Raw genomic sequence first — 26,429 nt, 5'->3', positions numbered from 1 at the left:
TGCGCTGGCCGTATCTTGCGGCGGCATTTACGTTTTTAGCTCTATGCGTTTCTGGTTTATCTTTATTCTGGTTTTTATTGCGCTGCGCTACGTGCTGCCGCCCGGGCCTTCATCGCGCAGGAGCTGGAGCGGGCCCTGCGCGACCCTTCGGCGCGCGAGGCCAAGAAAAAGCGGGGCCGACGCCCGCGACCCCGCCCCAACCCGCCCGCCGGCCCGGACGGGCTTCATGGGCACCCGGGGGACGAAACGGCCGCGGTGGGCACCCGCGAGACGAAGGACCCCTACGAGCAGTACCGGCAGCGCCACGCCAGCATCGCCCAAATCGAGGAACGCGACTTCCGGGCCGTCATCGACGACTACGGCCGGGTCCACACCGTGCTCACGCGGCTCGGAACCAAACTTCGCAGGTTCGTCTACGCCGAGAGCTGGGCGAAATTGGTTGCCATCGACCTGAAAAATTCTCAGCCGTACCTTATCAACGCCCTATTGACCCTGTCCTGGTACTCCAAGCCCTACAAGAAAGGTCGGCGCGGCGCCCACCCGCCCATCACCCTGCAACGGGAAGGAGCGGGGCGGGCAGAAAGGGCCGAGCAGGCGGCCAAGCCAAAAACCCAGCGGCTGGCGCGCGCGGGTCAGCGCCCCGCGCGCCGGGCCACCCCGCCAACTCAGCCCACCACCACGCCCACGCTGAGCCAGGCCAGCCGCCAACACGCCCGAAGCGCCGAACGAGCTTATGTTATCATAACGCAAGCCTACGGAGCGCCTGATGAACAAGGCGTTGTGCAGTTCCCTGAAGACGTGCTGCGGTTTCGCGAGCTGACCGCGTCGGGCCAGTTCTACCCCTATCTGCGGCGGGAGTTGGGCCTCGCGCTGGGCCAGGAAGAAGCCAGCGAGGGCGAGGTTAAAGCAATGGTATTCGAAGCGCTCTTTTCCCACAACGTCGCCACCTCCGTGGCCAAGGAGACCTTCACCCGGCTCTTTCCCACGGTAGACGCCGTGCTGCGGGCTTATAAGTCGTATGATTATAAATATTTGGCGTGCCTGCTTCAGACCCTCGAATCGAACTTGTTTCTTCAGAAGCTCGTGCCGCTCATTCGCAAACGGTTCGACGTGCCCGTGTACTCGATCCACGACAGTCTGATTGTGCCTGGCGACGTAGCCGACCATGTTGAGGAGCTGATGCGAACGCAGCTCACGCGCTGGGTGGGCCTCCCGCCCCAGTTCAGCCGCACCGTCTGGGGCAGCGAGGCGCAACCGGGCGAAGCCCCGGTCCAGGCTATGGAACCGCCGGCCGCAGCAGCGCCGCCTACGGTACCGGTTAAGCGGCAGGGCCCAGCTCAACGAGGCCGGAGGCGCCAATTGGCGATACCGCCGCACCCATTGAGCGCCGAAGACTGGTACGGCGAGCTGTTCGCCGCCGCGTGAGGTGGCAAACATCGGCCAACCGGTCGAGCGCGGTTGGGGAATGGGACTGACCATGGCCCTGCGCGGTTGAGCGCGCAGGGCCACCGCCTGGCAAGACTGGCCCTTTTTTTAGGTCTGGTAGACCCCAGGCCCCGACCACGACACTCCGAGCGGGCGGCAAAGCACGACCGCCCGGTGGCGGTCATGGGCGGCGTAACCAGGGCGGAACGGCTCCACTGGCAGGCCCGCTTGGGCGGTGTAGCGCCAGGGCATGTCATAACCCGTTTAAGAAGGCCAAGCCCAGCGGGCCAACAGCAAGCGAAGAAGCTGGGCCGCGACAACATGCAGCCGTTGGCAATGGCTAGAAAATCTTGGCGAACACCAAAGCATAAGCTGACAAACAGCCGCAGAAGGACAGACAACAAAACCTCAACCGCCAATATCCACCAAATCGCAAATCGCTCCCCCAAACCGCGAGACAACCGCCAACAGGGCGGCAACCAGAGAAAGGAAGAGGAACAAGAGCGGGCAACCGGTTTATGTTATCCTAGTAGAGAATAGCTAAGGCCTTAGACGCTAGACTCTTAGCGAGTTCCGGGCATGACAACGCTTCTACCCGTCACCGTGTGCGGGCAAGCTTCGGCTCATCCGATGAACAAACTAGGACCAGGCCATAAGCCCACTCGACCTGGTCGCCGCAGCCCGGCTCACTACCCTTCACCAACACGCCAGAGCGAAAAATGTAACCGGACTTCGGTGCCACTCAGCTCGGTTCACCGGTTGTTCCCGCCTCGCGGGCGGGAGCAGCCCAGCCGAAGCCGCTTACACCGGAAAGGCCCGCCAAGGCAGGACCGCCCGACCGGAGGGCCACGGCCGACCAGGCCACGAAAAGCCCACCCGGCGACGAGGATTTTATGTTATCCTATCACTGGGAGTCAAAGTCCTTGGTCTCTAGGGTTTTCATGGGTTCCGGTTATTTCTGCACCTTGCACCTTGCACCTTGGTTGGTAAGGCGAAGCGCCTTCTTGACACCGGAAGGCCGCAGCAAAAAACGCTTCGCCCGGAGCCCCTGGCTGGCTCTGCGCCAAGGGCTTCGGGCGCCAAAAAGCTTGGGCCAATCGGGAAAGCGCACCGGCTGGTGGCCACCACCGCCTGTGTTTTGGTCCACGCTGCGCCGGGTTCGAAGCCGGCGTTGCAAGCGGTGGTCAGCCCGCTCAGGCGGGCCGTCACTTGCGTCTACTCGCTGCCAGCTACGCTTGGCGCCGCCGCAGGTCTTCGTGCTCGTATGCTTCGGGGTCGTGCCAGACCTTCACCTGCTGCACGGGCTGTCCGTCTACCTGCGGCAGGTAGCAGGTCAGGCCGGCGGCGCGGTAGCGTTGATGGAAGTAGCCGAGCCACTCGGCCAGGGCCTCGTCGGTGGTCCTCCACAGGGGTGCTAACTCAACCAATAGCGTCAGGCGCCCAGGCTGCGGTTCGCCGAAGAGCCCCAAAATTCCTTCGCGCAGGTACTCGTCCTGGAACAGCAGGGCTTGCACATCGTGCCGCTGCTGTGCGGCGGGGTCAAAATCCAGGTGCAGCAGGCCCAAGCCGGCGGCGGTAGGCAGGCCTTCTGCGGGCGTCTCGAGCCCCCGCACGCCGATGGCGTATTGAAGTTGGGTGACCGCCGCCTCGAAGGGCGTGTCACAAACGCACGCCACGGCCGTGGTCAGGGCCTGAAGGTGGCTTCCGACCCGCTTAATGCCGTCGAGCAGTACCGGCAGGGTCGTGGTGCCACACGGAACCTGCTTGTTCCCGCGATAGAAGTCGATGGGCGCAGCGGCCTGGGGGTGCGGCGGCGGCGGCGTGTCTTCCCATGCCGGTTGGAATGCCTGGTTATCGCGGCGCCGCGCCGCGCGCTTCGCTTTTTCAGCTTGTTTGACCAGGTCTAGCTGGTAGCGCGTCGGGCGGGAGGCGCGGAGGCAGAAATATTCGTAGAACAGGGGCGCGGGGCAGCTTTCGGGCGGGTTTACGCGGAAGAACAGCTTGGATTCTTCCCGGTCTTGAAGCTCCGGACGGGCATGGACCCGGCGCAGCAGCTTCTGCTGAATTGCGACCTGAATGAGTTGGGGCGGGTCTGGAACACCTGCTTGGCAGAGTTGGCTGCGCAGGACGCTTTCCGGAATCCCTTCGGTGGGACACACAGCGCGCAGAAGCGTGAAGTACACATCGGCTTTGACGGTGGGTTGTAAGGGCATGGTGAAAGGCATTAGGGGTGGGTAAAGCAGATTTGCAGAGATGGTCAGCGGCATTGCGCCCTAAGCCCTACCGGGCAATGGGGCAGAGGTCCAGCAGCATGGCCCGCGCCCGCGCGGCGGCCGCCGGGTCGTGGGCGCGGGTAACCTCGGCGTAGAGCGGGGTGCTGGCCAAGCCGTGGTGCAGCGTGAGGTCAATGAGGCCTGCCCCGGCGGCGAGGGTGAGTTCCAGGTCTTGCGGACGGGCGAACGCGGTGGGAATCGACCAGCCGGCCTGCTCCACGGCGGCCGTCAAACGGACTAGGGTCTCGAGCAGGTCGAGGCGCGTACCGCGGGGAAATACAAAGCGCTCCGGCACGTTGACCGGCCACTTCACCTTCTTCTCGCCTTTGTGGCGTTTTTGCGGGGGCGTCAGTATCCACTGCATCTGGGTGGCGCCGGCCGTAGGGGTGGCACCGTTGCCTTGTGGAGTTGACCCGGGGCTCGCGGTATCGTGTAGCCCTGTGGGTAGCTTCACGGGCAGATGCATGCTGGTCGGCATGAGGAAGGTGGCGCCGTTTGCTACCTGAGTTAGGGGAAAGCGGAGCTGGTCGTGAAACGTGGCCAGGTTTGCCAGCGCTTCGTTGGATATGAATTCGAGCATGGGAGTTAAGAGCCGAATGAGGCGTTGAATGGTGAGGTTGAACAAGAGCTTTTAGCCCGTAAGCTGCTTGTATAATTGCCGTTGGGAGGGGGCACGCCGGTGCCGTTGAGGCTGGCCCGCTTTGGACAAGGTGATGGGAGGCCGACGCATTTCAGCGGTCGGCGGGGAGCGCCGCCTTGCAACGACGAAGGACCCGGTCTGAAAACTTCGGCGACCAGGTTTTCGGGGTCGAGGCGCCCAACTCGTCTGCGTGGACACGCTTACCGGCTGCGGTGCCGCGGTGGGGGACGGACGAACCGGCCGCGCGGAACCCTAGGGGTCCGGGTCAGCGTGTATAGGCTGGCCTGGAACTGCAGGAATCGACGGGAAATGTGATAGTTTTGGACGCGGCACACGGGGTAAGTGGGAGGGCGTTTTGGCCTTTTGGCCCCTCTCATTTATACTTAGGGCTACCATCGCGCTTTCAGTACCGATCTGTCACGAACTGCCTATTTTAATGTCGTTAAATGCTTAATTATAAGACGCCTGCTTTCTAGGCTTTTCATGAATATGTATAAAATTTTATACAAAGTGCATCCCTTTTGACGAGCTATGGAATCCGATATAACGGCCCGTATTCGAGCAAAAGCTTCGGCGAAACGGAAAGCCTCACGACACCGTGCCGAGCAGCGGTTGATTGACCAAGGGCATCAGACAGGCCGAGACCTCACCCTCTACGCGGCCCGCGCTCGCCGCTGGCTGGGGCTGACCATTGCCGAGTTTAGGGCCCTCGGGGACGAATTCGCCCGCATCGTAGGCGCGCCGATGGCCATCAGCGGCCGCAGGCACCGCGCCGCGCCGGCCAGTGAACCGGCGGCAACCCCGCGGGCAGTCGCTCAAACGCCGGAAGGAGAACCAAAAATAAAGTGGTCGCAAAACGCGGCTTTCTCTACCCCGGACCATCTGCTCTTGTTCGGGTTGCTGCACGCGCAGTCCCATCGAAAGCGGACGCAGGCTGAGCTGGTCACCGTCTGCATAAAGTTTGGGGCGTGCAGGAGCAATTTTCGGCAGCCCCACGCCAGCCGGTGGTTAGGCCGGTGCCGGCCGTGGATGCGGCAGGCCGCGCAGCAGTGCTACCCGGATGAACCGGCCAAACGGGCGGCGTTGTTCAAAAAGTTATCGGCTTTTACGTGGCCGCTAGCTTAGAGCTGGCCAAGCGGATGGCCTTCACCCAGTAGGCGTCGGGAGGGGGCAGGTTTAGCGGCACTGGCGGCCTCGCAGCGTGGAGGTGACCCAAAACCTTAAGAAATCCCTTCCTACATCTCGCTTAATTTTTCCGCTCACCGCTCACCGCTCACCGCTCACCGCTCGCCGCTCACCGCTCGCCGTCCGACTCCCGGCAATCCGTCCATACGCCTGCTTCGGAGCAGCCCGGGGAAGCCCGTCGCCAGCGTCACGAGCAGTGCATGGAAAGTTCGCAAGCCGAAGGTTTGCTTTACCCCGAAAAAGAGCGGGAAAAGCGCAGAACCGGGGCTTGTAGGCCCGCTCCGCTGGGTGTTGAACAGGTGCAGGGCCCGGAGCCACTTGTTGAACTGGAGAGCGTGTCGGCCTTGACGGTGCCAGCGAGCCGGCAGCGCTTATATCTGCTCTGGCGGTCCTGGTAGCACTTGCGGAGGGATGCGGCTAAAACGCCGAACTTCCAGACAGGCAGGGCAAAGCCGGCGGCCGTCTGGGCTCTGCGTGGTGCGCCGACGACTTTCAATACCGAATCGTCGTACGGAAAGCGTATGAGCAAGCTTGCAACGGCCTTTCCTCGTAGCATTAGCTAGAGAGAGTAACCGCAGGCGCAAGTCATTGTGCGGCAATAAATCGCTACCAATATTTTAAAAACAACGGCCAGCGGAAGTTCATCCGCTGGCCGTTGTGCATTAGAGAACCGCTATGCCCTATTTTAGTATTCGGGGCACTTTACCCGGTTGTACTCCACACACCGGTATTCGCGGTTAATGTAGAAGAATTCCCGTTCCGACGTGAAGGCTTTCGCCAACGATTTTCCGTCCTCACCATAAACGAAGTCGGTAATTTGCCAGAAGTTGGGCGCCAACACGACCTTGCCGGTATAGTCTACCACTCCGTGGGGAAAGCCTTTCTTTACTTGAAGGTACTTGTCCGTCCAGGAGTCGAAGTTGTAACCCGCCGAGAAAGGAATCACGACGCGGCCGGTTTTGTCCAACAGGGCCGAGGCGTAATCAGTGTACTGCGTTTGCTGCGCCACAGGCAATTTAACGCAGGCGATAGCAAAGCCGTTGCCGAGGTTTTTCGAATCGTGACCGTAACAATTGAGCTTCGAGATTTCGCGGCCGTTGGCGTCGATAAAGCCCCAGAAGTTGCTCTGCTCCACCCCGTCAGGGCTGTCGTTCTTAAGCAAAACCCGGGCAATGCCGCCCTGCATCTCCTCAATGCCCTGATATTTATAGCTCGTCAGTAGGGTTCCTTTCTTGTTAATGAGCGCACACTTGCGGCCCAGGATGGCGGTGGCCCGTCCTTCGCTGAAGCTGCCGACGCCGTCGAAGGTGAAAGGAATCACGACGGCGCCCGCCGTATTGATAAATCCGAACTTCTTGCCATCCAGACTGGCCCCGGCCAGCCCTTCTGCGAAGTAGTCCAGCTCGCGGTACTTCAAGGGCAGGATTTCGCGGCCCGTGGAATCAATCATGCCCCATCGGCCGCCAATGCTAACGGTAGCGTAGCCGTTGAGGAAGACGTTGGCCTCCTCGAACCGGGGCTTGATGACGACTTGGCCGGCGGGATTCTTGTAGCCGATTTTTTCACCGCCCATGGTCTGGATAAGGGCGGGTTCCAATTTTTGAGCGCTTGCTTTGGCTGACAGAGCGAGCGCTAGAGAGAGAAGTAACACTGATTTCATTGGGGTTAGGAAAAATGAGGTGAATCCTTGAACCCACAAAGAAAATCATTCCGATGTTCTTGTACCAAATACGTTACAAGTGGTGTTTTTTCTTGCGTCAGATTGCCGACGTGAAAAACGAGGCAGGCATTCAGGCGTTCGGGGCCCATCTGCAGCGGCTGCGGGAAGCCCGCGGTTGGAGCCGGGAGGTACTGGCGCAGTCGGCCGACGTGTCCCGTATGACGGTGTACCGCATCGAAAAGGCCCAGCTCGCCGCCTCGTTGGACGTGTTTCTGTCCCTGGCCCACGCCCTGGAGATTTCGCCCCGGGAGCTGATGGATTTCCCGAATTCAAATAAGTAGCACTATTCAATAGAGGGTGTTATGCACCTAGAAGCATATGACGGACGGTTGCTTTGGCCAGCGTGAAATCAGCGAAAGCTAGGTAGAGGAGTTGCAGCAAACCAGGCACAGGGGATCAGAGTCCTGTAGCTCTCACACCGATGCCGCTTTGAGGGATGAACGGGCTTGCGCACTTCTAAAGCCCAACTGCTATCCTGACATCCTGACGGAATGGGTTGGTTGGCCAATTATTCGGCCATGAGGCACTGGAAATAAGAGACCCCTACAAGAAGTGTATCCTGTCGATGGCTTTTTCCACTACGACCACCGAGAAGGTGCTTGTAAGATTACACTCTCCGCCTTCATCTTCGGCTCGCCTTATCTCGATGCGGCCGAGCAACTGCGGGCTACTATCACGCCTTCGAATGCCAAGACTCGGTGCGTTTGCGCGTTGGCCGATTAATACCCAGGTAGAACTCGCACGACGGGCAGCCGCAGCCCAGCGGCCCACGCGTCGCTATGTCTCGACCGCTCAGCGCCTCCAATACCTGACTGACTTTGAAACGCCAAACGTCCGCGAGGATGAAAGCGTGGAAGAGATGATGAGGAAAAATATTGCAGGCCAAGCAAGCACATTGGGCTACTCCGTTTCTTCCAAGCTTAGTCCCAACTGTTGGGCCGATTCCTTAATGATTTTGTACTCGGCACTGTTCTCGGTAAGCGGAACAGCCGCAGTGGAGCGGCCCCGGATGCTGATGCTGATTTCCACCTGATTGTTGATGAGGGGCCGAATAAAGCTGGCAAAAAGCTGGGTGTATTGTTCAATTGGCACCTTACCCGAAACCGTTACAGTCTTGAATGCCTTGGGACCGGCTCCTGTGCTCCCTTCTGGGCTCGAACCAGGGACCGACTGGTTATCCCCTCCCTGGGTGTCGTCGTTGCTGCCAGAGGCAATGCCATTGCCTGTTGAAATTGGATTAGCTGGTGGTTCGGCAGGTTGGGTAGCGAGCGTCTTGTCCACCAGCCAGTAGGTGGCCTCCGTTACCTCAAACATCGGCACGGACTCCTTCAGCCACACGCGGGTAAGGTCGGTGCCGTTGTCGCTGGCGGCAATGGCAAAGTCGCCGTTGAGGCAGTACCGCAGTAGGCTGTCTTGTACCGCGCTTTGTTTCCACACCATCGGCTTATCGTCGAAGCGCAAAAAGGCCTCATACACGTCTTTAGTGCGTAGCGAACGGGCCGGTTCGGGCAGTAAGCCATGCTGCCGTAGCGTGCCGAGGCCCACTCCTTTCATGAGTAGCACTTCTTCGGCTTCCAGCAAGGCCGGCAGATTGGTTGTCAACTGGGCATCGAAGGTGGCGGCAAACTCTTTAAGCTGAAACTGCTTGATGCCGCCTTTCACAGCGTGTTTTACCACTACCGAGTAGGCGGCTACCAAGGCTTTTTCTACCTGGGCCAGGCACTCCTCGCCGCGGCGCTTGAGGTCGTTGCGCTGTTCGGGTTCGAGCTGGCTTTTGTAATCCTGCTGAATTTTCTCGCAGGCCAGGTAGTCCCGCACGGTGGTTTTTAGTTTAGCAGCGCCCATGTCAGAGGCCAGCAGAAACAGCAGGGTGTTGCGGTAAATCCGTTCGCCGTTGCCCCGCTTGGTAGCCAGCGTTTCGATGCGGGTGAGTGCCTTTTTTTCCAGGGTGCCGTCAGGGCGCAAGCTCAACTCCAAGGGCAGCACCACCAGCGTGGGCTGCATTTGTTCTGGCACGTCGTCAGAAGGGTTCACCAGCAGCTTGAAGCCCGTAACGCGGGCCGTTTTCTCCATCACCCGACGCTGGATTTCACTTTCCACACTGGGGTCTGTTACATCGTTTTTGGCCTGGTTTATCAGGATGTTGACGTTGGGTTTGGTATGGAACCAGTAGCGCTTGCCATCGCCGCTTTGGGCGTAGTATAGGTAGTGCGCGTTGCCTTCCAACTCATCCAAGGCGCTGTTAACGGTGTTGTGGTTTAGTTCGTGGGGCCGCACCACGCTTAGCTTCAGCTCCTTCACGCTCAGGCCCTTGTTGCTGCCGTCGTTGCCGAACGAGTTGAGCAGGATGGTGGTGGCCACGCCCTGCGCCAACTGCCCGCCGTATTCGGGCTTCGCGTCGTCAATTTTGCGGGCGTTGGACGAAGAGCCGGCCACGTCGGCCGTAAGCACAGCTTCGTAGCCGCTGCCGTAGAGCTGCTTGAGGGTACCGGTAAGGGCGTCGAGGTTCTCCAACTTGGCGTCGCTGGGGTGAATGAGCCATCTTTTTCCTTTCAGATTATCCCGCCGTTGCCACAAGTCGGCCAGGATAGCGGCCAGCAGCCGGAGCGCGCCGCGGGTGCGCTGAAAGCCGTGGTGACTGGCCCAGCGCTTGCGAAACACCTCAATCAGCTCGGGGTGAAACGGATAGGCCTTCTCCATAAGCCGGCGGTAGCTGTCCTGCATGGCGCTAGATGGGATGTCGCCCATCAGAGTCTGGTAGTAGTCGTGGTACTGCCCCACCACGGCCTTGCGCACGGCCTCGTGACCCAGGTCCTCGAACAGGCGGCGTCGCACCACTTCAAAAATCTCCTCGTCGGTCACGGGCTGCGTGTCGGCACCGATGCGGCCCACCCGCCCTTGCAGCCGGGCCAGAATCTGTCCGGCTTCCGGCGAGTCGCTCACCTCGGAGGCACTTGCCGGCAGGGTCACAACCAACACACTATTAGCGGCGCCGGCCACGGCTTCGGTCAGCTCCTGCAAAAAGCTGATGGTCTGGTCGGCCAAGGTGCTGCCGCCTACTACTTTGCCGGCCGCTTTCACGCAGTAGTCGGCCAGCTCGTCGAGCAGAATGAGCGCCGGGCCCCGCTGCTGGTTCACCAGTTCCAGCACCTGCCCGAAGCGTCCGCCCGGCGAAATCAACTCCTGGTCCGATTGCCGTACCAGTTCGTAGGCCGGCGCGCCGCCCAACTGCCAGGCCAACTCGCCCCACAGCGTGCGTAGGTGCGGGCCGCCGGGCACCTCGCGGCCCGACGCCACGTCGTTGGTGGCATTGGTGAACACAGCCACCTGCGCTTCCTTGAAGTTGGGCAGCAGCGGGAGCTGCAAGGCGCTGGCGGCCAGCAGCTCGTTGGCCACCTCGGCGCGCAGTCGCTCGCCCGACTTGGCCAGGTGCCAGAGTGAAATCAGGGTGTGTGTTTTGCCGCCTCCAAAGCCGGTTTGCAGGCTCACCACCCGGTTTTGGGCGTCGGCCCCGCCGTTGAGGCCTTCCACCACACGCCGCGCTACCGTGCGCAGGCCTTGGGTGAAGTAGGTTTTCGAGAAAAAAATGTCGGCGTTGCGGTACAGCTCGCGGCCGTTGCCCAGGGCCACTTCGGCCACGTTGGCTGCGAACACGCTCTCATCAAGCCGTCCCTGCTGGATGTCGAGCTGCGGCTTCACCACCTCAAACCACGGCCGGGGGCCACCCACGTGGGCCGTCGGCGCGGAGGTTGGTGCAGGTTCGAGCAGCGGCTCGGCCGGCCGGTTGCGCAGCTCGGTCAGGCTGTCGGCCAGGGCGGGTTCTTTCACTTTGGTGGCAATCTCGCGCATGTTCAGCCAGGCGCGCTCGGCAGCATCGTCTTCGACCACCGGGTTGAAGTGCGCCAGTTGGTGCCGCACTTCGGCAATGTCGCTAAACCAGGTCGCCACCTTCTTGGCTTTGGACCCGAAATCGGGAGTCAGCAGGTCGGGGTATTTGTAGGCAAAGGCGCTCAAGTACTGAAAATCGACCAGCGTGGCCGGCTCCGAGCCGGCGCGGCGGCCTTCGTCCCAGCTGGCGCGCTGCTTCTCGCTCAACGCCTCAGCTGGAAAGGCCGTGGGCCAGGCCTCGCCGTGGCGGGCGCTGAGGTGCCCCACCACGTAGGGCCGGATGGTTTCAATGAAGAGCCCCAGCCCTTTGAACAGGTTATCTTTCTGGTAGGAAGTGAGCGGCATAGCGTGAAAAAAAATCGGTTAAGTATTGGCGCAGGAAAAAGCGAACAAGCAAAAAAGAACTTCATGCTGAGCATTCTGCGCATCAAGCAGAGACGCAGCTAAGTCGAAGCATCTCTAACGCTTCGTTATGGCAGCATTGATTACTTGCGCGGTAGAGATGCTTCGACTCCGCTCAGCATAATGTTCTGGAAAAGGCGGCAAGTGCATTACTGCCCTACTCCGCAAACAAATCCCCGGTGGCCAGCACCGCCGGCTTCTGGCTCAGCTGCTTGCTTTCGCGCAGCAGGCTGTCGCGGTCGGCCAGTAGGCCGGTGGTTTGCAGGCGGTCGTCGGAGCCGGCGGGCAGCACTTCGCCCAGGGCCGTGAGTACCCGCCAAAACGGCATTTCGGCACTCCCGCCTACCCGCGCCAGGTGGCGCAGCAGGGGGTCGCGCTGCCCCCGACGGTAGAGGCTCAGTGCTCTGTGGGCTTGGTCGAGCAGCAGGTCGGCCGCGTCTTCGCCCAGGTGGCGGCTGGCGGCCAGCCGCTCGGTGGCACTGGCCAGGGTAAGCTTGTTGCCGTTCTTGAGGAAAATGCGGTTGGCCAGCAAGTCGGCCACGTTGATGCTCAACCCCATTTTGCTGAACGTGGCCGCGTCGTCAAAGTCGGTTTCGACAAAGCCGTAGAGCTGGAGCCAGCCGATGTAAAACTTGGTGTAGTCGTCGCCCTCAAAGTTTTTCAGCAATGCTTTAAAGGCGCTTTCCCGCGCCAGGGTCAGCAGGTCGGCCACGGTGACGGTGGTGCCGTCCGACTTTTCCACCTGCGCGTATTGCCCAAACACGCTCACGGCCTGCCCGAAACAGGCTGTGAGCAAGTCCACACCGCGGAAGCCCAGCCGGTATAGCTCCTCTACTTCCCGCGCTACGGTTGCTTCAATTTCTTCCTTTACCTGCTTGTAGTGGCCCTCGCCCCGCCGCTGCGATGGGCGGCAGGCCACGGTGACGGAAGAGGCCAGGAAAGCTTTGTCGGCTTTGAGGGCGCCAGTCATTTCAGTGTCGTTCGCCCACGAGCCGGTGATATTCATACTGGCTCCCAGAATGGAATTACACAGCGTCGTCCAGGCTTCGGTGCTTTGATGGGCAAACATGATGCTCACCACGTCCGAGGTCTGGTGCTCGATGGCGACAAAAATCTGTTGCAGCTTGTTCTCGAAATGCTTTTTGGCCTTTGGTGCTCCGCCGTGGCGATACTTCATGGCCGTGCATTCCTCGGTCTTGGGCGTTTGGGGGAACGCGAAGTTGAGTGGGTGCACGTCGCCCAGCGTCCGCTTCATCCAGCCGTAGAAAAAATCCGACAAGTCGGCGTAGGGAATGGCATCGTAATACGGCGGGTCCGTAACCACCGCGTTCAGGTACTTGGCGGCAAACTGTGAATTGTCACCGCTCGAAGCATTGTGGCAAAGGGTACTGAACGGCGTCTGACTTTCCTCCACGATAAAGCGCGTAATCCAGTCCAGCTGGTTGGCGGCGCTGCCCGTGCTGTCGCAAAACGGATTGGATTCGGGGTAATCGAATACCATCGCAAAGGCCTGCCGGCCCATCGGCCGTTCCAGTGTTTCGCGGCCTGTATGCCAGATACCGAAGGCTGTGTTCAGAATGGCCAACCGGTCCATGAGAATGCCCAGGTAGGTAACTACGGCCTGCGCGTAGTCACTTTGTGCGGCGTTCAGCTCCACTTTCAACCCATCCAGTGCGGCCAGCAGGGTTTGCAGCGTGAACAGTTGGCGCTTGGAGAACAGCTGCCCGTATTCGAGGTAGCCCCACGGGCAAACGTCAAACTGCTTGGTGTTTTCGTGGGGCAGCTTTTCTTCCAAGTAAAGCGTGGGCATCGGCACGTTGGCTGCCGCGCCCAATTCCGCCGAAGTTGGCACCCGGTAGGCGCGCCCCTCGTCGGTGCCGTCAACCACAGCAAGGAGGCGTTCTGGCACCGGCCCAGCCAGAAATTGCCGCTTCAATTCGGAGCTTGCCGTCGTGCTCCCGCAGCACGGGCACTTCAGGCTTTTGCGGTCCCGCACCCATCCTTCTGTCTCGTAGTAGCCATTCTTTACTTGAAAGTCAATCTGCGTCCCCGAAATAATGGGCTCCAGATAAACCTGCTTGCCAGGGCGGTTCACCAAATAAAACTGACGCAGCAGCGGCACCTCGGCCCGGCAGCTCGGGTTGGCGCAGGTACCCACCCGCGCCCAGTAGTAGGCAATGGGCTTACGGCCCTTGGCATCGGCGGGGTAATATTGGCCGATTTCGGCTTCGGCGCGGGCAAGCAGCTGGCGGGCGTAAAAGTCCACGTCGAAGGCCAGGCGGTTGGGCACGCGGATGCGGTCGGGGTCGGTTGCGAACAGCTCCTGGCGGGCGTGCTGCCGGGTGTACTCGGCTTCGCCATAGCGGGCCACAAACGCGGCGCGGCTGTAGGTAATGGGCTTGCCAAAGCGCTGCGGAAACTCCAGGCTGCCGCGCTGAATGATGTGCGCCACGGGGTTGATGTCGTTGCCGAAGGCGCGGCAGCCCAGCCGGGCGGCTTCCAGCGGAATGGCTCCGCCCCCGGCAAAGGGGTCGAACACGCGGGGCATGCGGTCCAGAAACGCCTCAATAGCCTGGTGCAGCGCCGCTTCGAGGCGGGCGGCTTCGGGGCTGGCCTCGTGGCGGTCGGGCAGGGCATACAGGGCCTGCTCGGCGGCCCGAATGGCCTGGTCGTGGCGGCCGTAGTCGGCTAGCAGGGTGGTCAGCTCGGCGCTCACGGCGCGGGGCGCAGCAGTGCCTGCTTCCGGCGCCGCGCTGGCGTTGTGGGCCACCCAAATAAGGCGGCGGGCCCGGCCAATGATAATGGGGTCGTTTTTGCTTTCCCAGCGAATGAGGCTGTGGGCGCTGAGCTGCTCCTTAGACGCGGTTTTGCGGCCGGCCTTCTCGTTTTCGGCAAACTTGTCCGAGAACTTGCCCACGAACATGAGCAGGCGGTTGCGGGGCGTGTCGGCCATGCGGTCAACGGCGGCCGTGTACGGGATGTCGTCGTAGGGCCGGTAGGGGTCGGTGGGCAGGCCGGCCGCCGCTCCGAGCAGTAGGCTCACGGCCGCCCGGAAGGCGGGCGGGGCCAGGCCATCGTCGGGGTCGGGCACGAGGGAGGCAAACACTACGGCGCGGCACACCGGCAGCGGCCGCCGCGCCCACCACAGGTGCAGCGTAGAAATGTGCCCGTGCCGAATGGATTTGTCGCGCACGCTCTCGGCCGACACTTCCTTGACCGGCATGGCGACTTCGATAAGTTTTTTATAGGTGGGGGAGGACATAAGGCAAGGAAAAAGGCCGGCCAGCCCCACCTCCTGCCCCACCCCGATTGGAAAGAAGCTGAAAGTGAAACCTATGCCAGCCAGGCACTAATTAAGCGGATGTAAAAGCCTACCAAGATAAGGCTTCCGGCGGCGCGGCCCGGAAGAAGTTGTCGATGTTGGGCAAATCGGCCCGCTGCCGCTTCATCTCGGCCCACACGGTGGGGTGAGAATGCGTTTGAATGTCGCGGCGAATAGCGGCCAGCACCCGCGCCTTTTCCTGTGCCAACGGTTTTGTGCGGTCCACTCGCTCGTGGTCGGGCTCCAGTTTTTTCACGAGCCGGGCCAGGTCGTCAAAATCTGCGGCGGCCACCGCCTCTCCGCAACGTTCCAGGCGTTCGCGAAAAAACTGAAAAGCGGCTTTGCGGGCAGCCAGCAAGGGCGGGCGGTCGTTGAGTTGCAGCAGGCGCAGGGTGTAGGCCGCTTTGGCCTTGTCGCGTGCCGACGTAAGGGCCGGATGCTCGGCAAAGCCGTACGTGCGGCCCTGAATGTCAAGCCACAGAAGGTGCAGGGGGTCTTCAGCGCTGTCGCGGAGGTTGATAAACGCGCTGTCGATAGTGGGAGGGGTGGTTCGCGGACGCAGCTGTGGGGTTAACTCGTGCACCGTATTTAAAGCGGCCGGGTCGAAAACGGCGAATCCATCGCCTTTGTAGGTGGTGTTACAGATTTTGCAGGCCAGCAGGTAGTTGTCCCACTCAAAGGCGAGGCTAGGGAAAGAGCTTTTCGGGAAGATGTGCTCCACATCCGTGGCCTCGTTGTTTTCGCAGTAGTTGCACAGCTCCACGCCCACGCACATACTGAGCAGGTCGGCTTTGATTTGGGCGAAAGCGGCCTTGCCGGACGCGCTGCTGGTTTTGCTGTCCCAGCGAGCCTTGGCCTTTTCTGCTTGCTGGTCAAACGTACCGCTCTGTGTGACCCTGGCTTGCTCCACGGCCAGGCGCGCGGCCGCGGTGGGGTCGGCAGCCTTAGAGGTCAGTTGTAACATCGGTCGTAAAAATTTTCCGCAGCCGCCACATCTCCGCTTCCTCCGCCTTCGAGAGCTTGTTAAACGAATAGCGAGCGTTGAGGCTAATCAGCACTTTGAGTTTTTCGCGGGCTTCCTCTGATTGGGTCACGTCGTCGCCGAAGGCATCGGTGGCATAGGCATCCAGGATGTTGCCGTAGATGAGGCGGTCGCGTTCGATGCCAGTTATTTCACCGGATGGCTCGTCAGAGCCGGGAGCCACCAGGCTGTAAATGGTGCCGTTGGCAGCAGCGCGGCAAATCAGCGGGCTATGGGTCGTGACAATGAATTGCATATTTGGAAAGCATTTCACAAACCACTGCCCAATGCGCGTTTGCCAAGTTGGGTGTAGGTGGGCATCAATCTCGTCGATAATGACAACACCCGGAAGCCCGATTTCCAGTCTGTCTTGCCGGTTTTTGGCGAGTTGATGAAATACGGCCTTAAACCCGTAAACCCTATCGAGCTGTCGCACCAATTCAAAGGTTAGGCTAAGCACCGAGCGGTAGCCGTCGCTCATTTGCGTAACGGAAACGTGATTACCGTTGCCATCCAGAAAAACAGGTCCTTCCGCCTCAATGCGGTCTAGCTTGGTGCCGTGCGGCAGCAGATTACTTTCGTTAATAAGCCGCTTCAGGTATTCTAGGGTAAGGTTAAATTCCGACGGGCCAGCTATCGTTTCTTGTTGCTTCAAACGCCGGTAATCCAATTCGCGTAGCCATACCAATGCTTCCGTCAGCGCCACATCTTCGCCAAATGCACTTAGGTGAGCCCCGACTTTAGGGGAAGAGTAGTACAGCTTGGTCAATTCCGGGTTGCCGCCCGTGAAGCGCCGAAAGGGGCCGTAAGCGGCGGAGAACCAGCCGTCGTAGTCGCCCCAAACTTGTTTTTTGGGTTTTCGGTACGTGGCCGTGTCGATGTTACTACCAAGAACGACGGTTGGGCGTGACCTAGAAAACCCGTTGCTAAATCCCTCGCTAAACCCACCAACCGATTCGCGCTTGAAAGTGAGTTCAATGGGGAAAGCGGTGGCTGACGCTTTAACCGAAGCATTTTTTGTATCGACTGTTCTATCCCAATTGGGGTCAGCAGCAATCTGTAACTTGATATGACCGGTATCTTGCTTAGCTGCTAGCCATTGCTCCCAAGAGAGCCCGAGCGCTAATGCTTTCTCCGGCCCAATAAGAGCTAACGCAATGGCTCGCACAACCGACGATTTGCCCGTGCCGTTGTCGCCAATGATTACGTGCCAGCCGGCAGGCTTATCGAAGTGCATTTTCAGGCTGTCTATTGCCCGAATGTTCTTGATGTCTACCGATTCAATGTACATCGTTCCAGTCGTCTAGTTTAGCCTGCCACTCGCGCATGGGCAGAAAGTATTGTACGCCCTTGCTCTTCTGTTCAAAAGTAAGCCGGGCGGCCGGGTTCTGAATGCGGAACAGCTCGGGCTGGCTTTTGCAGCTTACCACAATGTAGAGCCAGGCCGCGTCGCCGAGCTGGGCTAGGCGGTTCATTTCGTTTTCCGACACCATTACGCTGCCATCGGTTCCGCTGCGGCCCTTCACCTCGATGTAGCGCTTGAGGTGCTCGGGGCTGAGGCTGCGAATGTCGTAGCCCTCGTTGTTGGCCGATACGTCGGTGGGAGTCCATTGCTGGCTTCGCTCGTAGTCCATTGCCGTTTGCATGGCAATGGCTTCGGCTTCGTCGTCGCGGCTCATGCCGTAATGGCCTTTGTATTCTACCTGCGACAAGGGCACCACCCAGGCACAGCCCAGCACCTCGGGCGGCTTGGGCGCCAGCTGCTGCATGTCGTCGAGCAGGCGCAGGCGTTGCTGCTTGCGCTGGCTCAGGTCATGAATCCGCTGCTGTTTCTGCAAAATCTTATCCTGCACCCGGCCGTCGGTACCCTGAAACAGGAGCTTGCCCTGCAACTCCGAAATTTCGCCCGACAGGTCCATAATGACGTGGGTGAAAGCCGATTCGAGGTAGCCCCGGCGTTGCTCGGCGTCATTGCTCACCCGCTCCTGGGTGTCGACCAGCTGCGGCAAGGTTACTTGCTCGAAGGCCCAGGCCACTACCTCGTCGGCCAGCACCACGGCGGGCGGGTCCACCGTTTTGGCAAAGGACGTAGGTGGGTGCAGGTCCAGAAACTTGGCGGGGGAGGTGAAGGCAAACGGCTGGTCGGGCGCCTGCCGCACCAGTAGCAGGCGTTCATCGGCAATACTGTCGTCGCGGCGGTGGGGCCGCTGGTCGGTTATCTGCGATTTGACGAAGAAGGCCAGGTATTCCTCCGGGTCGTCGGGGGATATCAGAACGGTGCCGCGCAGCATGTCGCCCCGAAACTGGCGCCGCACCACGCTCACCAGTGCGTCAAACACGGGGTTGCCGGGGTTGATGTAGTGCACCTTGCCCAGGTCGCCGCTGGTTTGCTGGTAGTCCAGAAACACCTTTTTGTCGAAGCAAAACAGGAGCTGGCGCACCAGGTCGGCCACGAGGTTGTGGTCCTGCCGCAGCGTTTGCACCAGTACCTCCGGCAGCTGCGTGAGGCGGAAAATAGCGGGCCGCACCTCGGCGTAAGTGCCACCGAGCTGGGCCAGCGCCCGCTCGAAGAACAGCCGCACGTAGATGGGTTGCAGGCGTTTCTCGTCGGATTCTTCTTTCAGCTCGCGAGCGTTGCCATAGTCCACGGTGCTATGAGCCAGCCGCTCACGCTGCTCTTTTATTTTGGTGGCGAAGCGGGCCTTGAGCGTTTCTTCGTCCTGGTTAAGCAGGTCGTCGAAGGCCGTGGCACGGCCATGCAGCACGGAGTCCATAATGGCGTCGAGCTTTACGTTTTCCAGCACGTCCTGAATCACGTCGTACACCCGGTCGTCGCCCATGCTCGTGCGGATGATGTCGAGCTTGGAAAGCAGGCGCTCCAGCACCTGGCCTTCGCGGGTATTGCTGGCCACCAGGTTGAACACCAGTACGTCCTGCTGCTGGCCGTAGCGATGAATGCGGCCCATACGCTGCTCCAGGCGGTTGGGGTTCCAGGGAATGTCCCAGTTAATGAGCAAGCGACAGAATTGCAGGTTGATGCCTTCGCCCGCGGCATCGGTGGCAATGAGCACCTGTGTTTCGGAGGCGGCAAAGTCGCTTTGCGCCTGGCGGCGCTCGTCCACCGTTTTGCCGCCGTGGATGGTGGCAATGCGGTAGCCGTTGTTGGTCAGCCGCTGCGTGACGTAGTCGAGGGTGTCCTTGTGCTCGGTGAAAATAACCAGCTTCTCGCCACTCACCACCTGCTGGCTGGTCAGCAACTCTTGGAGCTTCTCGTACTTGCGCTCGGCTTGCTGCCCGTTATATAGCTCTTCGGCCAGCTCGTACAGCTGCTTTACCTCACGGGCTTCCTCCTGAATTTCCTGAATGCTGGTAGCGGTTGTAAAGAGCTTGAACTTGCGCGGGTCGGCCAGAATGTTTTCCAAGGCCTCGCGGTCGTCGTCGCCCAGCTCGTCGTAGTCGTCTAAACCGTCCACGTCATACCCTTCTAGCTTGTGGCGTTGCTGCCATAAGGCGGGGTTGCGGTTAATTTCGTCCACCACGCCTTGCAGTGCGTTCTGCCGCTTGCGCAACGTATTACGAATGGCGTAGATGGAGCTGACCAGCCGCCTCTGCATCACCGTAAGGGCCAGCGATACGTGAATATTGCGGGTTTGCGTGGCCTCCTCCTTCTGCTTAGTCAAGTAGCGCGTTACGGCGTCGTAAAGCCGTTTTTCGGGCGGCGTCAACTCATACGAAATGGTTTGGGTAAAGCGGTTTTTGTAGAGCGGCTGGCCCTGCCAGTCTTTCATGTCCTCCTTGAGCCGCCGAATGAAAAACTTGTTCAGCCCGTCGTTTTCCAGCTCCCGCACCCGCGTGGCCGCAATTTCCTCAGTAGCGAAAATATCCTCGTCCAGTAGCTGAAGCAGCTTTTTGAACGTGTCGGTGCGGCCCCGATGGGGCGTAGCAGTCAGCAGTAGCAGGTGCTCGGTCTGTTCGGCCAGCCGCTGGGCCGCCTCGTAGCGGCGCGATTTATAAGTCTTGGTGGCGTATTCATACGCCGAAAGCTTATGCGCCTCATCAATCACAATCAGGTCCCAGTGCGTATTGGCGGCCACGCCCAGCACGTCCTCGCGCGAGATGAAATCAATGGACGTAATCACACGCTGGGCCGAACTGAATACGGTGGGGTCGGCCGAGAAAATGCTGCGATTGACGAGCGTGAAGGGAATATTGAATTTCACGCCCATCTCGTCTTCCTGCCACTGCTTGGTGAGGCCGCCCGGTGTGATGATGAGCACTCGCTCAACTAGTCCCCGCGTCATCAATTCTTTTAGCAGCAGCCCTGTCATAATGGTCTTGCCAGCCCCGGTATCATCGGCCAGCAGAAACCGGATTTTGGGTAAGGGTAGTAAAAACTTGTACACAGCCTCCACTTGGTGGGGGAGCGGGTCTACGATGCTACAATTTACAGCAAACAGGGGATCAAACAGATGGGCGGAATGTATCCGCTCGGCTTCGGCAAAAAGGGTGAAACGGGTTGGGTCACCACTGAAGTCAAATGCCCCTTCTTCGGTAATGATTTGCAGACGTTCAGCTTCTGCTTCAGTAATTACCTTGTTGTTAGAGCGCTGGCTGTTGATGCCGGTAAAGGTTAGGGCCAGCATAGTGCCCAGCTGTTTCACTTTGGTGATGACTACTGGTTCCGTTGGAACAAGATTGTCAATGATTTGACCAGGTTGAATGGGCATAGTCGGAGAACGGGTGCAACTGCTAATATGACCTAAAGGTAGGAGGCCGGGAGCGGCGTTTAGCTTCCAGAAGGTGTGACGCTATGGGAGGCAGCATTTGTACAACATTCATACTAAGTGCATCGAAGTATATTTCCAGTAATTGAGCGATTGAGGCACTGCTGGTTTATGATGTTATACACCTGGGAGCGTTTAAGACTGGTTGCTTTGGCTAGCATGAGTCCGGCAAAAGCCAGGTAGTAGAGCTGTTACAATATGTCGGCTAAGTGCTTGTAGCGGGCGCTTCAATTCAGGCTGCGCTCGACGACTCAGCGGTAGGGCAGTAGCACGAAGCCGCATTTGGCCTAGCTGAGTTTGATAAGCTGCAGGTCAACGCTGTGGGCATCGGCTTCGGTTGCTTAAGTCGGGGCTTCGCCAGGTTATTGCTGGTCGGTATAAGCCAGCGTAACGCTTTACCCCGAGGCGACTTGCTCTTCTTTACCTAAGGCGCTAATCTGCGCCTGGTCTTGTTCATTAACCTGCGTGTCGCTGGCTACGTGCACCTTGCTACCCTTGAGTTGTTTGGTCATTTCGTAGCCCGCCCGGTACCCGCCCTCGAGGACTTTGCAGCAAGGATTAGCAAAATATGACCTTGAATAGAGTTTGTTGGTACGTTTGCAATAACGATTAAATGGCCTCGCAACAGTAAGTTACGTGGTTGTTTCTAATTCCTGCATCCTAAGTCGCTTCCTAAATTTATGGCTCACCTACTCGTTTCCTGGATTGCATATAGCCACGACTTTATTTATACTGCTGGGCAGAAGGCAGCCTCAAGTATTAATGAAATCGGCCCTACGGTGCAGTTTCATCAGCATTTCTACGCGGCAGGCGGTTATGATAAGCATGTACTTCTGTACTCAAATCCGAAGCAAGAGCTGCAAACAGAGCATCTGGCTAACTTAGTGCGTCGCCAGCATCCAGGACGGGTAGTGCAAGCCGAATTACTGGAGGTGCGCGATGTCATCAGCCTAGCCGAGGTAAAAACTAAAATAGAAACTTGGCTGCTGCAACATCGGGAGCATGAGCTAACACTATATTTTTCACCCGGCACTAGCATCATGCAGCTCAGCTGGTTTATCGCGCATACCACACTTGGGCTGGATACGCACTTGGTACAGACCCGAGAAGGAAAATTCAACCCTGACGGCCGTCCTAGCCTGCTTGAGCTGGACGTATCCCAATCGGCTGTGCCAATGACGGCTATCGTGCGCGAACAGCAAGTGGCGAACCGTACGGCTGCTCTGGCGCTGCGGCCCGCCCGGCGTAATCACGCCATGGTAAAAGCCTCGCCGACTATGTCCACTGAGTTTCTGCTGCTGCCAGGACTGCAACGAGTGTATGGCTTAGCGGCTAAGGTAGCGGGGGCCGATAAAGTAACGGTGCTGGTGCGTGGCGAAAGTGGCACTGGAAAGGAGCATTTGGCCCGTACAGTGCACGAGAAGTCAGCCCGGCACCATCAGCCCTACCTGCCCATCAACTGCGCGGCCCTGACCGATTCGGTGCTGGAAAGCCGCCTTTTTGGATATGTGAAAGGGGCTTTTACCGGAGCCGAAAAGGATACTAAGGGGCTATTTGAGCTAGCGCATGGCGGTACCATCTTTCTGGACGAAATAGGTGATATCTCTCCAGCTCTGCAGGCAACGTTGCTGCGGGTAGTGCAGATGGGCGAAATTCAGCCCTTGGGTGGCCAGCCCCGGCAGGTAGATGTGCGGGTGATTGCGGCCACGCACGCCGATTTGCTGGAACGCTGCGGGCAGGGTCGATTCCGCTGGGACCTTTACTACCGGCTCGCTGTGGCCGAATTGGAATTGCCCACTCTGCGCGAGTTACCGCAGGATGAACGCGGAAAGCTGCTTGACTTTCTTATTCACCAAAAGCAGGCAAGCTTACAGCGAAAAGTGCCGCTAGAGCTAGCCCCTGCCACCAGGGAAAAGCTGCTGGCTTACCCATTTCCTGGCAACGTGCGCGAGCTGGAAAACCTAGTCGAAACCCTGTATGTGTTCAGTGAGCCAAGCCAGCTTATCCTGCCCGCCGACCTGCCGCGCCGCTTACACGCCAATGCGGCAGGAGTAAGTGCGGCCACTTCGCTCACGCTTGCAGCCGCAATGGCCGCGCACGTAGCCCGGGTTGTGGCCCAGTGTGGAGGTGTAAAGCGGCAGGCCGCTCAGCTACTAGGTATTGATGTACGGGTGGTGACCAAGCACTTGCATCTGCATAAACAAGCCGCCGCTACTACGTAACCGCAGTTTTTCGTTGTATCAGAATGCATAATATCGAATTTTGGAATGCAATTTTTGTGGCATGTTGCATAATTTGCGCTATGTTTTGGTGCGAATGAAATCATAAGTATCTGGTTTTAATAAGTATTGATATTGGCAAGGAATTAGAAAAGTAGAAGCAACAAAGCAAAGCTGGTATTGCTAGGCTGCCGAGGGCAGTACCCAGGCCCGCTGCTCAACCACGTTGCGACCTTTTCTGCTTCCCGCTTATGCCAATCATTGCCGAGTTACCCGTACTGCCAGCTGCTTTATTATCGAAGCTGGCTGGCCTCAACCAGCGCCAACGCCAGGCGGTAACCCACCCCGATGGGCCCCTTTTGGTGGTAGCCGGCCCTGGCACTGGCAAAACGCAGCTGCTGGCCGCCCGGGTAGCTTTCCTGCTGACGCAGCCCGACGTGCGCCCCCAGGAAATCCTGTGCTTGACATATACCGACGCAGCGGCCCGCAATATGCGTCATCGCCTGCTCGGATTCGTCGGCCCGGAAGCGCACCGCGTGGCCATTCATACTTTCCATAGCCTGGGCCAACTCATTATCCAGGAAAATGGGGGCGTATTGGGCCGGCACGACTTGGAACCAGCTACCGACCTGGAAACCGACGAAGTGCTGCGGGAAGTGCTCGACGGGCTGCCAGCCGGTCACCAGCTGCGCCGCGACGTGGGCGATGCCTATTACGACCTGCGTCACCTCAAACAGCTGTTTCAGACCATGAAGCGCGAAGGCTGGGCACCCGCCGAACTGCTCCTGGCGTTGGAGGAATACCGTCTGGAATTGCCCAGTGACGCGGCCTACCTATATAAAAATCCGCCCCCCGCCATGCGTGCCCAGGGCATGCGGCCAGGCGACGTCATTCCGCACAAGCTAGCCGAAGAGGAAGCACACATTGAGCGGTCGGTAGCGGCAGTGGGTTTGTTTGAAGCGTACCAAGCTGGTCTGGCCGCCCGCCGGCGGTTTGACTACGGCGATATGCTGGCCTGGGCCACCCACTTGCTCGAAGAAAACCAGGGGCTGCGCCTGAGCTACCAGGAGCGTTTCCAGCATTTTCTAGTAGATGAGTACCAGGATACCAATGGGGCACAGAGCCGCTTGCTCTACCTGCTGGCTGACTATTGGAGCAACCCCAGCTTGCTGGTAGTGGGCGATGACGACCAGAGCATTTTTCGTTTCCAGGGAGCCAGCGTGGCCAACGTGTTCGAGTTCACGCGCCGCTACCCCCAGGCTGCCACCGTAGTGCTGGAAGAAAATTACCGTTCCTCAGCCCCAGTACTGGCCACTGCTGAGTCGTTAATTGTTCGCAACCAAGAACGGCTGGTGGGGCAACTGCCTGGCCTGAACAAGCAGCTGCTGGCCCGTCATGCGCGGTTTGCGGCTTCGCCCGAGCTGCCACGGCTTTGCCGCTACGCCACCCCACTGCACGAAGCGGCCGATGTGGCGGCGCAGTTGGCTGCCCTGCACCACGGCGGGCAGTGGCCGATGGGCCGGGTGGGCGTTATTACCCGTAATCACGACCAGATGGACCAATTGGCCCAACTGCTGCGGGCCGCTGGGGTACCTTTCCAGCGCCGCCGGACCGTGGATGTGCTGGCCGAGCCGCTGGCGACCGCCCTGCACCGTGTGTTGCGCTATGTGGACGCCTCCCTGCGGCCCGATGACCAGCTGGCGGCCGATGCGGCCCTGTTTGAACTGTTGCACCTTGCCGCCTTGGCCGTGCCGCCCGCCGACTTGCTTCGCCTGGCCCTGGGGCACCAGTCCCACCGTCGGCAGATGCATGCCGCAGGCCAGCCGGTACTGGCCTGGCGCGCCTGGGCCGGGGTTGCCCTCGATGACTTTGGGCCGACCCCACCCGAGCAGCCGGCGCTGTCCACCGAGGGACGGCAGGCCCTGATCTGTGTCCTGGCGCTGGTAGATGGCTGGGTGCAGGCCGCAGCGACTCTGCCACTACCTACGCTGCTGGAGCATATCGTGTTGGAGACCCTGCTACCGGCGCAGCTGGCGCAAGCGGCTCAGCCTGGGCAAGTACTAGCCGAAGCGCGTGCGCTGCTGCACTGGGGCCGTGCCGAGGCCCGCCGGCAGGCAGAGGCGGGCGTGAGCGATTTGCTGCATACTTGGGAAGTGCTGGCGGCTACCCGAGAAGGCCTGCCCCTTGAGCAAGGCGGCGAAGTCAGCGCTGCCCTGGAGCTACTCACAGCCCACAGTGCCAAGGGCCTGGAATGGGAGCACGTGTGGGTACTGGGCTGCCAGCAAACCGCTTGGCGGCGCAAAGCCGCTGACCGGGGCTTCCGCCTGCCTCCCGTATTGGCACCAGCCACCGGCGACGCAGCCGACTGCGAAGAAGCCCGCCGCCTGTTTTTCGTGGCCCTGACTAGGGCGCAAGTGCAGCTAACCGTCTGCTGGGCCGCCCACGACGAGGCGGGCAAGGAACTGGTGCCATGCGAATTCGTGGCCGAGTTGGAGCAGGATGGACTGGTGGCAGCCGACGTAGTGGTAAGCCCTTCGGTACTGGACACTGCCCGTCGCACCCAGCTGGCCCCGCCGCCCCCGCCGGCCCCCGTGCCCGACTCGGTGCTGCTGGATGAGCTGCTGCTGGATTTTCGCCTCAGTGCCACTGTGCTCAATTCCTACCTGGCTTGCCCGCTGGCCTGCTACTACGAGCAGATTCTGCGGGTGCCCACGGCACACAACGAGGAGCTGCTGTTCGGCTCGGCCATACACCTGGCGCTGGAAGAATTTTTTCGGCAGGCCCAGCAGCCGGCCGCGGCTTTCGGCCCGGCCGAGGAACTGGTAGAGCTGTTTCGGCGGCACTTCAGCCGCGCCCGCTTTGAACTGCCTGGGCGGGTGTATCAGCGCCTGGCCCACGCGGGCCCCGAGTTGCTGCGCGACTGGTGGGCGCAGGCGCAGGCCTGCACCCGCCCCACGGCCGTGGTCGAGTACCGGGTGCGGGCCGAGCTGCCCGGTGGCCCGCGCCTGGTGGGGATGCTTGACCGCCTCGACCTGCACGACGATGGCCGTACCTGCGACGTGCTCGACTATAAAACCGGCAGCCCGGCCACCGCCAGCGAAAAGCTCGCCCGGCCCTCTCTGGTGCCGCTACAGCTACCCTAGCCGAATGGCAGGCCAACCCGGCCCTCCGGGGGGGCGACTACTGGCGGCAAGGCGTTTTCTACCGCCTGTTGCTGGCCCACGACCCCGACTACCGCTACGAGGTCGCCTCGGTCAGCTTCGACTACCTGCGGGCCGTGCGCGAGGCTGGCAAGCCGCCCCGCTTCGTGCGTCGCAAAATAGTAGCTTCTCCTGCTGATGAAGCCACTGTAGTGGCCCAAATCCGCGCCGTAGATGCGGCTATCCGCCGCCATGAGTTTGGCCCTGGCTGCGGCGAGTGCACGTGGTGCCGGCTGCGTGTTGGTAATTAGTTCAAGTTATTGAATCGCAGTTAATTGATTGACAAATGCCTTGTTTCTCAAGCGGGCGTTTGTTGCCCGGCTGCATGATGTTTAGCTTCATTCCTTCCT

At 59.9% G+C, this 26,429-nt stretch carries 13 protein-coding genes; 5 read left to right on the top strand and 8 right to left on the bottom strand.

The window, feature by feature from the left end; translation table 11 throughout:
* Positions 1 to 255: 255 nt before the first annotated feature.
* Positions 256 to 1,425, top strand: coding sequence for a hypothetical protein (locus BEN47_RS03975; protein ID WP_070725339.1), 1,170 nt, complete (start codon positions 256 to 258; stop codon positions 1,423 to 1,425).
* A 1,229-nt stretch (positions 1,426 to 2,654) separates the two neighbouring features.
* Here BEN47_RS03975 and BEN47_RS03970 read toward each other — a convergent pair.
* From BEN47_RS03970 to BEN47_RS03955, 3 genes are all read right to left on the bottom strand, one after another.
* Positions 2,655 to 3,638: a hypothetical protein gene (locus BEN47_RS03970; RefSeq protein WP_125921483.1), complete on the bottom strand. Its 984-nt coding sequence runs from the start codon at positions 3,636 to 3,638 to the stop codon at positions 2,655 to 2,657.
* 67 nt (positions 3,639 to 3,705) lie between these two features.
* Positions 3,706 to 4,278, bottom strand: a complete 573-nt coding sequence (locus BEN47_RS03965; protein ID WP_125921482.1) for a hypothetical protein — start codon at positions 4,276 to 4,278, stop codon at positions 3,706 to 3,708.
* Positions 4,279 to 6,208: 1,930 nt separating this feature from the next.
* Positions 6,209 to 7,096, bottom strand: a complete 888-nt coding sequence (locus tag BEN47_RS03955; protein ID WP_070725329.1) for a WG repeat-containing protein — start codon at positions 7,094 to 7,096, stop codon at positions 6,209 to 6,211.
* Positions 7,097 to 7,275: 179 nt separating this feature from the next.
* On the opposite strand from BEN47_RS03955, the gene BEN47_RS03950 reads away from it, so the two are divergent.
* Positions 7,276 to 7,524 carry a helix-turn-helix domain-containing protein gene (locus tag BEN47_RS03950; protein ID WP_158010835.1) on the top strand — a complete coding sequence of 83 codons (249 nt, stop codon included), beginning with the start codon at positions 7,276 to 7,278 and terminating at the stop codon, positions 7,522 to 7,524.
* Positions 7,525 to 8,143: 619 nt separating this feature from the next.
* Here BEN47_RS03950 and BEN47_RS03945 read toward each other — a convergent pair.
* The 5 genes from BEN47_RS03945 to BEN47_RS03925 all read right to left on the bottom strand — a co-directional run bounded on the left by BEN47_RS03945 (position 8,144) and on the right by BEN47_RS03925 (position 20,603).
* On the bottom strand, positions 8,144 to 11,476 hold the full coding sequence (locus BEN47_RS03945; protein ID WP_070725327.1) for a DUF499 family protein: 3,333 nt from the start codon (positions 11,474 to 11,476) through the stop codon (positions 8,144 to 8,146).
* A 214-nt stretch (positions 11,477 to 11,690) separates the two neighbouring features.
* The gene (locus BEN47_RS03940; protein ID WP_070725325.1) at positions 11,691 to 14,795 is read right to left on the bottom strand and encodes a DUF1156 domain-containing protein; all 3,105 of its coding nucleotides are present in this window, start codon (positions 14,793 to 14,795) and stop codon (positions 11,691 to 11,693) included.
* Between the two features lie 109 nt (positions 14,796 to 14,904).
* The gene (locus BEN47_RS03935) at positions 14,905 to 15,819 is read right to left on the bottom strand and encodes an HNH endonuclease (protein WP_070725323.1); all 915 of its coding nucleotides are present in this window, start codon (positions 15,817 to 15,819) and stop codon (positions 14,905 to 14,907) included.
* Positions 15,800 to 17,167, bottom strand: coding sequence for an AAA family ATPase (locus BEN47_RS03930; RefSeq protein ID WP_070725320.1), 1,368 nt, complete (start codon positions 17,165 to 17,167; stop codon positions 15,800 to 15,802). Before BEN47_RS03930 ends, BEN47_RS03935 begins: the two co-directional genes overlap by 20 nt.
* Complete coding sequence (locus BEN47_RS03925; RefSeq protein ID WP_070725318.1) at positions 17,157 to 20,603, bottom strand: helicase-related protein; 3,447 nt, start codon at positions 20,601 to 20,603, stop codon at positions 17,157 to 17,159. Before BEN47_RS03925 ends, BEN47_RS03930 begins: the two co-directional genes overlap by 11 nt.
* A gap of 737 nt (positions 20,604 to 21,340) precedes the next feature.
* Between BEN47_RS03925 and BEN47_RS03920 the strand changes: the two genes are divergently transcribed.
* The 3 genes from BEN47_RS03920 to BEN47_RS03910 all read left to right on the top strand — a co-directional run bounded on the left by BEN47_RS03920 (position 21,341) and on the right by BEN47_RS03910 (position 26,330).
* On the top strand, positions 21,341 to 22,882 hold the full coding sequence (locus tag BEN47_RS03920) for a sigma 54-interacting transcriptional regulator (RefSeq protein WP_070725315.1): 1,542 nt from the start codon (positions 21,341 to 21,343) through the stop codon (positions 22,880 to 22,882).
* Between the two features lie 248 nt (positions 22,883 to 23,130).
* A complete protein-coding gene (locus BEN47_RS03915) occupies positions 23,131 to 26,022 on the top strand; it encodes an ATP-dependent helicase (protein WP_070725313.1) in 2,892 nt (963 codons plus the stop codon).
* A gap of 68 nt (positions 26,023 to 26,090) precedes the next feature.
* Complete coding sequence (locus tag BEN47_RS03910) at positions 26,091 to 26,330, top strand: hypothetical protein (RefSeq protein WP_070725310.1); 240 nt, start codon at positions 26,091 to 26,093, stop codon at positions 26,328 to 26,330.
* Positions 26,331 to 26,429: the final 99 nt, after the last annotated feature.

The organism is Hymenobacter lapidarius (assembly GCF_001816145.1).
GTDB lineage: Bacteria > Bacteroidota > Bacteroidia > Cytophagales > Hymenobacteraceae > Hymenobacter > Hymenobacter lapidarius.
The sequence above is the reverse complement of the archived record's forward strand: the minus strand, read 5'-3'. Positions and strand labels throughout refer to the sequence as shown.

What these genes read in the sequence shown, in the direction of transcription:
- BEN47_RS03970 (WP_125921483.1), bottom strand. Translation starts at nt 3,638, where the DNA reads ATGCCCTTACAACCCACCGTCAAAGCCGATGTGTACTTCACGCTTCTG.
- BEN47_RS03965 (WP_125921482.1), bottom strand. Translation starts at nt 4,278, where the DNA reads ATGCTCGAATTCATATCCAACGAAGCGCTGGCAAACCTGGCCACGTTT.
- BEN47_RS03955 (WP_070725329.1), bottom strand. Translation starts at nt 7,096, where the DNA reads ATGGGCGGTGAAAAAATCGGCTACAAGAATCCCGCCGGCCAAGTCGTC.
- BEN47_RS03945 (WP_070725327.1), bottom strand. Translation starts at nt 11,476, where the DNA reads ATGCCGCTCACTTCCTACCAGAAAGATAACCTGTTCAAAGGGCTGGGG.
- BEN47_RS03940 (WP_070725325.1), bottom strand. Translation starts at nt 14,795, where the DNA reads ATGTCCTCCCCCACCTATAAAAAACTTATCGAAGTCGCCATGCCGGTC.
- BEN47_RS03935 (WP_070725323.1), bottom strand. Translation starts at nt 15,819, where the DNA reads ATGTTACAACTGACCTCTAAGGCTGCCGACCCCACCGCGGCCGCGCGC.
- BEN47_RS03930 (WP_070725320.1), bottom strand. Translation starts at nt 17,167, where the DNA reads ATGTACATTGAATCGGTAGACATCAAGAACATTCGGGCAATAGACAGC.
- BEN47_RS03925 (WP_070725318.1), bottom strand. Translation starts at nt 20,603, where the DNA reads ATGCCCATTCAACCTGGTCAAATCATTGACAATCTTGTTCCAACGGAA.
- BEN47_RS03920 (WP_070725315.1), top strand. Translation starts at nt 21,341, where the DNA reads ATGGCTCACCTACTCGTTTCCTGGATTGCATATAGCCACGACTTTATT.
- BEN47_RS03915 (WP_070725313.1), top strand. Translation starts at nt 23,131, where the DNA reads ATGCCAATCATTGCCGAGTTACCCGTACTGCCAGCTGCTTTATTATCG.